The organism is Methylomonas sp. BW4-1, from assembly GCF_052474385.1.
Map to the genome: position 1 here is coordinate 4,078,054 of NZ_CP184125.1, position 13,433 is coordinate 4,091,486.

Annotated in this window: 12 protein-coding genes; 5 read left to right on the forward strand and 7 right to left on the reverse strand. The window is 50.6% G+C overall.

Going from position 1 to position 13,433, the window contains the following annotated elements; genetic code table 11:
• Positions 1–109: 109 nt before the first annotated feature.
• The 4 genes from hemC to ACH5Y9_RS18955 all read left to right on the forward strand — a co-directional run bounded on the left by hemC (position 110) and on the right by ACH5Y9_RS18955 (position 4,213).
• Positions 110–1,036 carry a hydroxymethylbilane synthase gene (hemC, locus tag ACH5Y9_RS18940; protein ID WP_205452827.1) on the forward strand — a complete coding sequence of 309 codons (927 nt, stop codon included), beginning with the start codon at positions 110–112 and terminating at the stop codon, positions 1,034–1,036.
• Between the two features lie 68 nt (positions 1,037–1,104).
• Entirely contained in the window at positions 1,105–1,815 is a 711-nt protein-coding gene (locus ACH5Y9_RS18945) for a uroporphyrinogen-III synthase (protein ID WP_445367176.1), read from the forward strand.
• Positions 1,799–2,965 carry a uroporphyrinogen-III C-methyltransferase gene (locus ACH5Y9_RS18950; protein WP_445367177.1) on the forward strand — a complete coding sequence of 389 codons (1,167 nt, stop codon included), beginning with the start codon at positions 1,799–1,801 and terminating at the stop codon, positions 2,963–2,965. The genes ACH5Y9_RS18945 and ACH5Y9_RS18950 overlap by 17 nt, the downstream gene beginning before the upstream one ends.
• A gap of 12 nt (positions 2,966–2,977) precedes the next feature.
• Entirely contained in the window at positions 2,978–4,213 is a 1,236-nt protein-coding gene (locus tag ACH5Y9_RS18955; RefSeq protein WP_445367178.1) for a heme biosynthesis HemY N-terminal domain-containing protein, read from the forward strand.
• A 20-nt stretch (positions 4,214–4,233) separates the two neighbouring features.
• Here ACH5Y9_RS18955 and ACH5Y9_RS18960 read toward each other — a convergent pair whose 3' ends face one another.
• From ACH5Y9_RS18960 to ACH5Y9_RS18990, 7 genes are all read right to left on the reverse strand, one after another.
• Entirely contained in the window at positions 4,234–5,316 is a 1,083-nt protein-coding gene (locus tag ACH5Y9_RS18960) for an HD domain-containing phosphohydrolase (protein WP_033158548.1), read from the reverse strand.
• Positions 5,317–5,523: 207 nt separating this feature from the next.
• Positions 5,524–6,660, reverse strand: a complete 1,137-nt coding sequence (locus tag ACH5Y9_RS18965; RefSeq protein ID WP_445367179.1) for a PP2C family protein-serine/threonine phosphatase — start codon at positions 6,658–6,660, stop codon at positions 5,524–5,526.
• Positions 6,661–6,700: 40 nt separating this feature from the next.
• Positions 6,701–8,164, reverse strand: coding sequence for a 4-hydroxy-3-polyprenylbenzoate decarboxylase (gene ubiD / locus ACH5Y9_RS18970; RefSeq protein WP_445367180.1), 1,464 nt, complete (start codon positions 8,162–8,164; stop codon positions 6,701–6,703).
• A gap of 288 nt (positions 8,165–8,452) precedes the next feature.
• On the reverse strand, positions 8,453–8,755 hold the full coding sequence (locus ACH5Y9_RS18975) for a hypothetical protein (protein WP_445367181.1): 303 nt from the start codon (positions 8,753–8,755) through the stop codon (positions 8,453–8,455).
• A 258-nt stretch (positions 8,756–9,013) separates the two neighbouring features.
• Positions 9,014–10,288, reverse strand: a complete 1,275-nt coding sequence (locus tag ACH5Y9_RS18980) for a PepSY-associated TM helix domain-containing protein (protein ID WP_445367182.1) — start codon at positions 10,286–10,288, stop codon at positions 9,014–9,016.
• A 160-nt stretch (positions 10,289–10,448) separates the two neighbouring features.
• Positions 10,449–11,603, reverse strand: a complete 1,155-nt coding sequence (locus tag ACH5Y9_RS18985; RefSeq protein WP_445367183.1) for a TonB-dependent siderophore receptor — start codon at positions 11,601–11,603, stop codon at positions 10,449–10,451.
• Between the two features lie 32 nt (positions 11,604–11,635).
• Positions 11,636–11,995, reverse strand: a complete 360-nt coding sequence (locus tag ACH5Y9_RS18990; protein ID WP_445367184.1) for a hypothetical protein — start codon at positions 11,993–11,995, stop codon at positions 11,636–11,638.
• Between the two features lie 191 nt (positions 11,996–12,186).
• On the opposite strand from ACH5Y9_RS18990, the gene ACH5Y9_RS18995 reads away from it, so the two are divergent.
• A complete protein-coding gene (locus tag ACH5Y9_RS18995) occupies positions 12,187–13,284 on the forward strand; it encodes an IS5 family transposase (RefSeq protein WP_445366898.1) in 1,098 nt (365 codons plus the stop codon).
• Positions 13,285–13,433: the final 149 nt, after the last annotated feature.

A 13,433-nucleotide genomic window follows, 5' to 3' on the forward strand; every position in this document is an offset into this window, starting at 1 on the left:
TCAAGTAACTTCTAACCACCTTCCCCGCCAAATCGGATTACAATAGCGAGCATTTATTCTCAACAAAGGGCGCAGCTTAGACGCCCGCCAGTAATCGGCAGGAGCAGTTTTGGCAGACAGAATTATTCGCATCGCTACCCGGCAAAGCCCGCTGGCCTTATGGCAGGCCGAGCATGTCGCGGCCAGGTTGCAACAGGCGTTTCCCGGATTACAAACCGAGCTGGTAAAAATGGTCACCCGCGGCGATAAAATTCTCGACGCACCGCTAGCCAAAGTCGGCGGCAAGGGTTTGTTTGTCAAGGAACTGGAACAAGGCATGCTGGAAGGCACAGCCGACATCGCAGTGCATTCCATGAAAGACGTACCTGTGGAGTTTCCGGAAGGCTTGCATCTGGCGGTAATTCTGGACAGAGAAGATCCGACCGACGCCTTTGTTTCCAATCACTATCGCAGCCTGGCCGAATTGCCCGCTAACGCGCGCATTGGCACCTCCAGCTTGCGCCGCCAATGCCAAATCAAGGAAAAATTCCCGAATGCGGAAATCCTGAGTTTGCGCGGCAACGTCAACACGCGGCTAGCTAAACTGGATGCCGGCGAATACGATGCAATCATCCTGGCGTCGGCCGGTTTGAAACGTCTGGGAATGGGCGAACGAATCACCGCTCAATTGCAGCCGACAGAAAGCCTGCCGGCGATGGGCCAAGGCGCTATCGGCATCGAGTGCCGGATCGACGACGCCGAGATTCACGAGTATTTAAAGGTACTGCACGACGAGGACACCAGCATCCGGGTCGGCGCCGAGCGAGCGATGAATGCCCGACTCAACGGCGGCTGCCAGGTACCGATTGCCGGTTTTGCTGAAATCAAAGGCGAGCGTTTATTGCTACGCGGCCTGGTCGGCAGCCCCGACGGTACTTTGTTATATAGAGCCGAGGCGGAAAGCAGCCTCAGTGACTTCGAAGCGTTGGGCAAAACCGTTGCCGAGGATTTATTAGCGCAAGGCGCGGACAGGATATTGCGCGAGCTATACCAGTGAACTCGGCTTTAAACGGTGCACGCATTCTAGTAACGCGGCCCGCCGCTCAGGCTGAGAATTTATGTCATTTGATTGAACAACAGGGCGGCGTGCCAATACGCTTTCCAACACTGGAAATCGTCGAAACCCAGCCCGATCCGGACTTGCTAAGCCAAGCCGTCGCCAGCGACTGGCTGATTTTTACCAGCACCAACGCGGTGGATTTTGCTATCAAGGCGTTCGGTGGCAAAATGCCGGCCTTGCGCAAATTCAAAATCGCGGCTGTCGGCGCCGCAACCGCCAACGCATTGCAGCAAGCGGAATGGCCGGTTGATTGCGTGCCAGCCAGCAAATTCAACAGCGAAGGCTTATTGGCTGAACCTGAATTGCACGCTGTCGCCGGCATGCGCTGCGTCATTGTGCGTGGTGTCGGTGGCCGGGAAAAACTGGCAGAGAGCTTGCGCAGCCGCGGCGCGGAAGCGAGTTATCTGGAAGTGTATAGCCGCCAACAGCCGATGGCGGACAGCACGGAATTGCGGACAGACATAGCCCAAGGGAAGCTGGACGCCGTGACGATCACCAGCGTCGAAGCTTTACAAAACTTGTTGGTGATGCTGGATGACAAGTCGATAGTATTGTTGAAATCGATACTTTTAGTCGTCGTGAGCGAGCGGATCGGCCAAGCGGCCGAAGATTTCGGATTTAAACAGATTGCAGTGAGCGCACAGCCCACGGATGCAGCGATTTTAGAGACCTTGACGACGTTATTTAACGGGGAAAACAGTGGCCGAAGTAATTGAAGAACAACAAGAAAATCCAGCTCCGGTAGTGGTGGTTAAAAAGTCTCACGCCGGATTGTGGATAGGCATCACCTCTATCGTATTGGTGATTGCTTTGGCGGGTGCAGGCTTTTTCTTTTTCCAGCAATTGCGCTTCAGTCAAGATACCGAAAACAATCAGGATAACCTGAAGATACTGGAACTGGACAAAGAACTTAACGGCCTGCGCGAACAGCTAAATGGCGTGCAAACGCAAATCGCCAACGTCAATGCCGAAATGACCGGCAAAGATAACCATTTTAATGAAACGTTGGCTGATTTTTCCAAGCTGCATGATGAGCGCCTGAGCACGGCGCGCAAAGAGCTGGAAGCCTCAATTGTGGCCTTGCAACGGCAGTTGGGTAAAACCCGCGGCGACTGGCTACTGGCCGATGCCGAATATCTGTTGACCGTTGCCAATCAGCGTTTGCATTTGGTCGGTGACGTCACCACCACCCGCGAAGCGCTGGAAGCGGCCGATCAACGGCTAAGAGAAAGCGGCGACGCGGCGGTATTTAAAGTCCGTGAGCAAATTGCCAAGGAAATCGCCTTGTTAAACGGCGCCACCGTACCGGACATCGTCGGCATCTACAGCGGCATCCAGCACTTACAAGATGCAGTGGAAGGCCTATCGGTATTTCTGCCGCACGCAGGCAAGCAGCCGGAAAAGCCCGAACCCAATAGCGACCTATCCGAACACGGCCATGAAATCTTGAATACGGTGGCCAAACAGCTGGAAGGCTATGTGGTGCTGCGCCACACCGAACAACCTGTCAACGCCATCCTGACCCCCGAAGAAGCGCACTTTATCAAGCAGCAGCTGAAAGTCAGGCTGGAAATGATCGAAATTGCCCTGGTACAACAAAACGATACCTTGTTTGCCAGTAGCATCGCCGACGCCAAACAATGGCTGAAGAAAAATTTCGCGGAAAATCAGCAAACCGATAACTTCGTGGCTGAACTGGACAAATTGGCCAGCGTACAGATTCGCAGCCAATATCCGGATGTCAGCGGCTCGTTGAAGCTATTGAAAGACATCAGTAAATTGCGTATCGAATCCGATAAAGCCTTGCTGAATAATCCGCCAGCGGAAACGGCCTCGCCGGCAATACCCTCTGCCGGCCAGCAATAAGCGAGTGGCATTATGAAAAATCTCATGTATTTTCTAGGCTCCTTGCTTTGCGCCGTTCTGGTGGCGTTTTTGCTGCATAGCTGGCTGGTCAAACAGAATGATCCGGGTTATGTACTGATCGGTTTCGGCCACTGGTCGCTGGAAACCTCTTTGACCGTATTTGCGGTTGCGCAAGTGATCGGTTTTTTCGTTCTTTACAATTTTTTCCGCTTGATGGGGGTGTTGATTCGGATGCCCAACCAATTTGCCAAGCGCCGCCGCAATATCCGTTTCAACCGTTCGCAGGAAGCCCTGGTGGCCGGCTTATTCGATGCGGCAGACGGCAATTGGGAGCGCGCGGAGAAAGTGCTGATCAAGCATGCCGCGCACAGCGGTGCACCATTACTGCATTATTTGACGGCCGCCAGAGCAGCGCAATCGCGCGGCGCCCTGGACAAGCGCGACGAGTATCTGCAAAAAGCCAGCGAACAATCCTCGGACACCAATATGACCGTCGGCTTGACCCAAGCCGAATTGCATCTGTCTGAAAAACAATTCGAGCAAGCCTTGGAAACCCTGGGCAAGTTGCACTCAATCAATCCGGGCCATGCGCGGGTGCTGAAAATGATGCACCAAGCGTATCAACATCTGGGCGACTGGGAAGGCTTGAGCAAGATACTGCCTTCGCTGCAACAGCATAAAGTGTTGATGGAAACCGAGGTTAAATTGCTGGAAACGGAAACCTTCAGCCGCCTGCTGAAACAAACCATCGCCCAGGGTGACCGCCAGGCGATCCAAACCTGCTGGGAAGGCATCCCCGATCACATTAAGACTCTGCCGGGTATCGCCAACATCTATTTTGCGGCAATGATTGCCGCCGGCGCCGGCAGTAGCGTCGAATCGGCGATGCTCAAGCAATTGGGCCGGCACTGGGACGACACCTTGCTGGTGTTGGTTTCCAATATTGAAGCCGAAGATAAAGCCAAGCAATTGCAGTCGGTCGAACAATGGCTGGCGGTTTACCCCAGCAACGCTGTATTGTTAAGAGTACTGGGCAAGTTGGCTTTGAAAGCCGAGCAAATGGAGAAAGCCGAACAATATTTGTTGAAAAGCCTGAATACCGAAGCGTCGGTGGCGACCTATCAATTATTGGGCGAATTATTGTTTAGCAAAGGCGACAAGGATCAAGCCTGCGATTATTTCAAACGTGGCATGGAGTTGGCGTCAGCCGAGCTGATTAGCGGTGTGGAATCGATTCGCACAGCTTAAATACTTAAAACAACCCGCGATCAGTTCAAATCCCGAATAACCTCGGCGTCTGCATATTCGCTTTTGATAATCAAAATTTCCGGTAAATTCTTTTTTAACAGCGGCGCTAATTTAGGATCGAAGTGTTTGCCGGATTCCGAGGCGATATAAGCCAACGTTTCTTCTACCGCCCACGCCGGCTTATACGGTCGTTGCGACGTCAGCGCGTCAAATACGTCGGCTAGCGCGCAAATTCTGCCGGCAATCGATATATCTTCTTCCCGCAAGCCATTCGGATAGCCGGTGCCATCCCACTTTTCATGGTGATGTTGGGCAATGGTGCGCGCGGCCCGCATCAGCTCGGTCGGCGAGCCGGATAAAATATTGGCGCCTATTTGCACATGGGTCTGCATGATCCGCCATTCTTCGGGGTCGAGCTTGCCGGTTTTTAACAGAATCCGGTCCGGAATACCTATCTTACCAATATCGTGCATCGGCGCCGCATTTAGAATAATTTCCGCCTCCTGCTCAGTTAAGCCATACGCCAAAGCCAACAGCTGCGCATATTTACTCATGCGAATGATATGGTTGCCGGTTTCGTTATCCCGATACTCGGCGGCCAGCCCCAGTCTGCGTATGACTTCCTGACGAGTACGATACAATTCGTCGGTTCTGGTTTTTACCTGTTGTTCAAGAAGACGGTTTTGATCGCGTATCTGATTATGCATCAAGCGCACTTCCAGCAGATTGTGGATGCGGGTAACGGCTTCCAGTTGATCGAAGGGCTTGGTCAAAAAGTCCTTAGCGCCCAAACTCAACGCTTTCAAGCGGGTCTCCATGTCCGGCTGCGCACTGAGCACCAACACGGGTAAATAGTCGTCTCTGAAACGCTGTTGCAATTGTTCCATGACATCAAAGCCGCTTAAATGCGGCATGCGGATGTCTAACAAAAAGGCGTCGAATCGCGTGGTATCACACAGAGAAGTCACTTCGCGAGAATCGCAGGTCGATTGAATATTCCGATAACCCTGGCGCTGCAAAATTTTTTCCAACAATTTGACGTTAGCGGGTTCGTCGTCGACGATGAGAATGGCGGCTTGCAGAATATGCTGTTTTAAGTCCACGTTGCTGTTTTCAAAGAATCATGAAGTTGGGAGCGAAAACCTAGCAGTCCGACTCGTACCGAGCCATGCCTGCTGAATGGGTTATCCGCGAGATTCTCAGTATAGACAAATTAGTTGAGTCTGCTTTTTACCGCCTGACGCCAGCATTCAATCTAACAGCCGAAAAGATTCCAGAAATAAAAACCAGCCGGCCCAAAGTCGAAAACTTCAGCGGCAGCGAATGGCCATACAGGAAATATCGTCTTGCGCTTCCCGGTTCAGCATATGTGCTTCCAGGGCCTGTTGTATCGCCGCCACTTCAGCGCCAGGCGGTGCCGTTCTGAGAATCTGCAGGACGCGCTCTTGGCCGAATAAACCGCCGTCAGGACCCAGGGTATCGGTCAAGCCATCAGAGTACATAAATAACTCGCAAGCCTCGCGCCAATGCCAGATTTCGCAAGTATCGTCGAATTGCCGGTTATCGAGAATGCCGGCAGAGGGGTGTGAGGAACGAAAGGTGTGAACCGGCTTGCCATCGCCATCCAGCGCATAAACATCGGGTAAGCCGCCATTCCACAACTCAACCGACTTTTTTTCAGCATCTATCATGCCCAATACCAAAGCCACGAAACGGCCCGTCGGCATCTGGCTGTGCACCAGGCGATTGATCTCGCGGACGATGATGGGTACGGCCAAGCCCTTTTTCGTCATCGCCTGGAATGCCTGATTGACAATCACCGTCGGTAACGCTGCCGCCAAGCCGTGGCCGGTCGAATCGGCGAGCATAAAGTAAATTTGTTGCTTACTGACGCGCCTGGCGCAAATCAAATCGCCGCTAAAGCGTTTGGCCGGCAATAACCAAAACTGCAAATGATCGTCTTTCAGATCGCTCTGTTTAATTAACCTTTCAAAAATACTCTGTAAAAACTGCTGCTCCGCTTCGTTTTCGTCGCGATAGGCTTTAAGTAGCTGAGTATCGGCAATAATCAGATTTTGCATATCGATCACACGCTGCACCGAACCCAATTTAGCGGCAAGAACAGCACGACTGAACGGTTTTTGCAGATAGTCGTCAGCACCGGCTTGCAGCCCATCCAGGACATTTTGGTCATCGGCTAGCGCGCTGAGCACAAAAATGGGCACCCACTTGTCCAGGGTTCGCTCCCTAATCGCTTTGATAGCCTCCAGGCCATCCATGACCGGCATCATAATATCCATCAGAATCAGATCGGGATTTACGCTGGCCAGAGCTTGAACCGCCTGCTCCCCATTTTCGACCAAAATGACTTCATGCTGCATCCTGCTCAGTAATTTGTCGAGCAATAGCCTGTTTTCGTAGATATCGTCGACAACCAATATTTTCATTAGGAACTGTACCGTTATTCAAGCGAACCGGCAGTCTACCCTAGTTAAATAGGGTATCCCACATAGAATCGACTTTTTTGATGACATCCTCACTCATTACAATCGGACGTCCCCACTCCCGGCTGGTTTCGCCCGGCCATTTGTTGGTCGCATCGAAACCGACCTTGGACCCCAAGCCCGACACCGGCGAAGCAAAGTCCAGATAATCTATAGGCGTGTTTTCCAAAATCGTCAAATCCCGAGCCGGGTCCATCCGGGTAGTAATCGCCCAAATCACGTCTTGCCAATTGCGTACATCGACATCGTCATCCACCACGATCACAAATTTGGTGTACATAAATTGGCGCAAATACGACCAGGTGCCCAGCATCACCCGCTTGGCGTGGCCGGCGTATTGCTTCTTCATGCTGATCACCGCCATCCGATACGAACAGCCCTCCGGCGGCAGATAGAAATCAACGATTTCCGGAAACTGCTTTTGCAGGATGGGCACGAAGACTTCATTTAAGGCCACACCCAAAATAGCCGGTTCATCGGGCGGACGGCCGGTGTAGGTGCTGTGATAAATCGGCACCTGCCGCTGAGTGATGCGTTCAATCGTAAACACCGGAAATTCATCGACTTCGTTGTAATAACCGGTGTGATCGCCGTACGGCCCTTCCGGCGCGGTTTCTCCCGGATAGATAAAGCCCTCCAAGACAATTTCGGCGCTGGCCGGCACTTGCAAGTCGTTGGACAAACATTTGACCACTTCGGTCTTGCTGCCACGCAGCAAACCCGCGAAGGCATACTCGGACAAAGAATCCGGCACCGGTGTAACCGATGCCAATATCGTCGCCGGGTCCGCTCCTAGAGCCACTGCAACCGGAAACGGCTTGCCAGGATGCGCTTGCTGCCATTCCTTGAAATCCAATGCGCCGCCGCGATGCGCCAGCCAGCGCATGATGACTTTGTTTTTGCCGATGACTTGCTGGCGGTAAATCCCCAGGTTTTGCCGGTCTTTGTTCGGCCCTTTGGTAATCACCAGCGGCCAGGTGATCAAAGGCGCGGCGTCTTCCGGCCAACAGGTTTGAATCGGATAGACGCTTAAATCGACTTCGTCACCGACCCGAATCACTTCCTGACAGGGTGCGGAGCTGACTATTTTCGGCGCCATATTCAACACCTGCTTGAATACCGGGAATTTTTCCAGCGCGTCTTTCATGCCCTTCGGCGGCTCCGGCTCTTTCAGATAGGCCAGTAACTCGCCGATACCGCGCAATTCGGACACATCTTTGGCTCCCATGCCCATCGCTACCCGCTTCGGCGTGCCGAACAGGTTGCCCAGCACGGCAATGTTGGAACCTTTCGGATTTTCAAACAACAAAGCCGGACCGCCCTGCTTTAACACCCGGTCGCAGATCACCGTCATTTCCAACACCGGATCGACTGCCTGTATGATGCGCTTCAGCTCGCCCTGCTTTTCCAGTTGGGCGATAAAGTCTCGTAAATCTCTATATTTCATGCATGGTCCTTAAAAGGGGAGGCAGAACTTCGTGTCATGGGGTGCAAAATTAAAGCGTCAATCATACGCTGAGTTAAGCTAGACGAGAAAACCAAAGAGACAAGTAATCAGACTATGATCTCGCTCATTTCGCTGCCGTCGTCTTCACTGGGAAATTGCACGGAAAATTTCAAGCTAGTTGTCGCCTCAAGTTTTTAGAATCCTTTAAATTTGACGCAACAAATAACTACCCCCAAAAGCAGACCGGTAGGTCCGCCGTATGCGTAATCGAATGCCACAGCGCCAGCTTCACCTCCCCCCCGTCAGATTAAAATTGGGGGTTTCACTATCCGAAGTAGCGTTACGATTCACTGTTAGGCGCTCAATAGGACTCAACGTGTTGCCATCAAGGCGCATGCCACGCCCCGTTCGCGACAGCTGACTTTCCAGTTGTCGCATTTGCTGTTGCAAGGTTTCTTGATTACGCAAGATCAACTGAATCTGCTCTTGCAGAAACTCAAAATGAATCTGGAAATAACGCACGGACGGGAATATTTCGGCGGCTTTTTCCGCCGGCACCACGCAGGGTGCCTTTTTAGTGGTTTTGCGCATACCAGCGCCTCCTTCCATGTTCTTAATAATCATTATGAGGCGGGGAGATAATTGGCTCCGGCCAAGAAATTCCTACGGGTAGTCAGAGCGTAGGTTGGGGTGACGACAGGAACCCCAACACGACAGTAGCAAAACAACCCGCAAACCGTTGGCAACGCAACAATGAAGTCATCGATAATTTAAAGGCCATCAATGTTGGGGTTCGTGCCTCACCCCAACCTACGGCCCTTGATAACAAGACCTGACCCCAGATTGCTCCTAACGCGATTCATAAGCTGGCGATTGTTTGGCTTGATGCAACTTTGCCGCGCGGCGTTTTTGCAGCCAACGAATCACCCCCGTTACATACAAAACCGGACAAGCCAAACCCGCCAGAAACACCAAAATCCGCCCCGGCCAAGCAAACGCTTGGCCGCTGTGTAAGGGCCATTGCCAGTCCAGAAATACATCGCCCGCATTGCCGATGCCCGCGTTGTAGCTGTGAATAATCTCGCCACTGTATTGATCAACAACCAGCGTTTGATGACCAACGAAGCGGCTGTTTTCTAGAACATCCCTTTTTTGAATGATATAAACGCCGTTCGGATCAATCGGTGCATTGACCATCACTACCTTACCGACAGAGGAGTGATTTTCAAGTGCCGCAACCGCTGCCGAAAACCCGATGGCTTTTTCACCGGCATGGCGGCTAGAGTGATAGCTTTCGTCGTCTATACCGTCATAGGCATTCGTTCTGGTAATTGGCGAAAATAGCTTAGCCAGCGTATTAACCTGTTCGGGCAAGTTCATATAAATCCCGGAAAACAACACAGGCAACAATACTATGCTGCAATAAAAGCCGACGGTTTTATGTAAATCAAAGTTAAAGCGCGTCGCACCGGCATGAAATTTAAAGCTCAACGCCTGTTTATATTTGCCGGTTAAAGGCCACCAGACTATCAGGCCGGTCAACACCGAGATAATTGCTAACGCTGCCAAAATACCCACAATCGTGCCGCCGGTTTCACCTAACAGCAAACTCCAATGCAACTGCATGATGAAACTCATAAAAGGTCGCCCCCAATATTTGCCCTTGGGATGCCAAAGCTGTATGCCCTTGACCTGATTGATGTAAGGATCGATATAAATGTAATAGCCATCGCCGTTATTCGCTTGGCGGGCGTCTTGGACAAAGTAAAGCAGCTTATAAGCGACATCGGCCTTGCGGGGGTAATACACTTTAAGGAGTTTGCTGCCAGGCGGTTTAGCAGATTCTGCCGCGATGATAATTTCATCCAATGAATGGGCATTCTGCCGGGGTTGTAAGGGCTCAGAAATTACATTCAATTCGGCATTCAAGACCTCTTGTAGCTCCACATAGAAAACCGCGATACTGCCGGTAAAGCCGACGACTGCCAATAATGCACCTGCAAACAAACCAAGGTAAAGATGTGCAGCCAGCCATAGTTTACGATGTGCCTTAAGCCGAGATAAACGCGCAGCGCTGGCGTTATCTGTATAGATGTCCAAAAAATTGGCGTCCGATTTATTCATGGTTTGCAAATGAATTTCGTTAAATTAAATGCGGTGTTAGTGGGTTTGGGGGGGGTAAATATTCAATCAAGCGTAGGTCGGGTTAGCTCGATAGCGCGTAACCCGATCAAATAAAGCTTAGCTTTAGATTTACGGCTTACGCAAAATCCAACTTACAACACTAATATTCAAGCTTTAATAAGCCCATTGCTGATAAAGGTTCTCCCGGAATAACACTTAAAGAGTTACTGCTTCCAGCAAAATATTCTTTATCCAATAAATTATGAATGTTGATCTGTGCGGTTAAGCGAGTTTTGCCGACAGGCATGGAATAAGCTGCCATCGCATCCATTCTGACGTATCCTGGTAATTGGAAAGTGTTGGCAAAATCACCTTCGCGGCTACCAACGGCAATGCCACCCATGCCAAATTTAAAATGCGGCGTTAACTGATAGGTTCCCCAAAGGCTGGCTTGATGTTCAGGAATATTTACCAGGCGATTATTTACAAAACCACTATTATCTTTGGTGATTCTATTATCAGTATAAGCATAAGTAGCCACCATATTTAATTGCTCAGTAATCTGCCCTTTTATATCGACCTCAATGCCTTGGCTGCGCGCTTCACCAACGGCGATTTGATAAGTATTAGACGTATCAGTAGGATCGCTAGTTAATAAATTACCTTTTACTAAGTGATAGTAAGCAATGGTACTGGATAATCGTTTGTCAAATAACTCAGCTTTGAATCCTGCTTCAAATTGTTCACCAGTTTCTGCGTCAAACTGTTGGCCTGAACGTGAGCGGCCACCATTTTGCCCTCCTAATGATTCGGTGTAATTGCCATAGATAGAAAGCCAGTCGAAAGCTTGATACAGAATGCCGACTCGTGGGCTAAACTTCTGATTTTCCAAATTGGAATAATCAGATTTAGCTAAATCGATGGAACTAGGTAATGTTGTCGTTACCCCAAAACCAGTGCCTCGTTGAGCCCAGTCATAGCGACCACCTCCCATTATATGTAATTTATTCCATAGCGTTATTTGATCTTGGAAGTAAACTCCAAACCAGTCTTCATTTCTCAGAAAGCTCGCTTTGCGAGACAAATTATCGATCAAAGACTGATCAATCTGTCCGTATTGTGGGTTATAAATATTTATGCTTGGTAATAATACACCAGAGAAATCAGGTTTATAGTTCCATTCTTTAAGAGAAGTATGGTTAAAATCGCCGCCAATAAGAATTTCATGTTCAGTGCCAAATAAATGAAATTTGCCCAGTAAGTCCAGATTGGTTCCATAAGTTTCTTGGTTTGAAGGCTGATTGAATGCAAGCAAATATCTGCTTAAATTACCATTGCTATCTAAACTCAGAGGGCCAGTACGTATTTCTTATTATCAAAGTTTTCCCACAAAAATCGATTTTTTATTTTCCAGTCGTCATTAAAACTGAATGTCCAATCGTAAGCGACAAGTGTTGAATCCATTACAGGGCCTTTTGACGCGTCGCCCAGATACCTAGACAGCGGTATATCGGCAGGTTTACCACCAACTATTGGTATTCCATAATTATTGACACGGTTTTCATGCCTGTACTCCAAATCAAGATTAGCCTCAAATCGATCATTAGGTTTCCAGCTTAATGTCGGGGCAATGAAAACACGGTCATTTTGGATAAAATCTCTAAATGACCCCATCTCTTGATAGGCTGCATTAAAACGGTATCCCAATGTGCCTTTTTGGTCGATAGGCCCGGTAGCATCGACCGCTGTCCGATATTGATCATAAGAGCCGAATTGTTGAGATAATGAGTAATAGGGAGTAGCTAACAGGCTGGTGAAAAACTCGAAAAGCCAAGTAAGCTAAGGCATAGATGAGCGGCCAACTGTTAAAATAGGCTACCTAAATTTGGAGCCTTTCAATGCGCGGACACGATGCCATTCAAAACAGCTGGTTCAGCTATGTTAGCCTGGAAGACCGTATTCCCAAACAGCATCCGTTGCGTCGTTTACGGCTACTGGTTGATGGCGTATTGGCCTCTATGGATGCCGTCTTTGCCGAGCGTTACTCGCACACAGGCCGTCCCTCGATGGCCCCTGAAAAACTGCTGCGCGCCTTGCTGTTACAAGTCCTGTATACGGTCCGTAGCGAGCGTCAGTTGATGGAACAACTGGACTACAACCTGTTGTTTCGCTGGTTTGTCGGTCTGGGCATCGACGACGCCGTGTGGGAACGCACAGTGTTCAGTGCCAACCGCGAACGCCTGCTGTCCGAAGCCCTGAGTCGCGAATTTTTTGAGCGGGTACTGGCCATAGCCGAATGGCAAAATCTGGTGTCCGACGAACACTTCAGCGTCGACGGTAGCCTCATTGAAGCCTGGGCCTCGCACAAAAGCTTCGTCAAAAAAGATGGTAGTGGTCCCGATAAACCCGCCGGCCGCAATCCCGAGATCGACTTCAGTGGCGAAAAGCGCAGCAACGCCACCCATCAAAGTACAACCGATCCCGAAGCCCGGCTTTACAAGAAAGGCGAATACACCGAGGCCAAACTGCGTTACATCACCCATGCCTTGTCCGAGAATCGCAACGGCCTGATTGTCGATGTCGAAACCACTCAAGCCACCGGCACCGCCGAAATCGAAGCCGCGCAAAAAATGATCAAACGCCGCGTGCCCCAAGGTGGCAGCGTCGGTGCCGACAAAGGCTATGACCAACCGGCGTTCGTCAACGGACTCGAGTCCCGTGATATCAAAGCCCATGTGGCCCGCAAAAAGATTGGCAGTGCCGTCGACGGCCGCACCGCGCGCGGCAAAGGTTACGCCCAAAGTCTCAAGCGCCGCAAAATCGTCGAAGAAGCCTTTGGCTGGGTCAAAACGGTCGGCGGCCTGCGCAAAACCCGTCACATCGGCTTAGCCAAAGTCGCGGGTCAGGCCTTGTTTTGCTTTGCCGCCTACAACCTGACGCGCATGCTCAACCTATTGGTGTTCACGCCGAAACCGGCGTGGAGTGCACCCGCCTAGGGTGAAGTTCGCCTGAAAACCGTCCACAGACGGCTTCAGGCGAATAAAAAGCCCTTGAAACCGGGGCAAAACGCTTGAAACTCGATGTCATGACCGATTTCAACTCGAAAAAATCACGAACATCGTGGGTAAGGGGAAATATCGGCGGG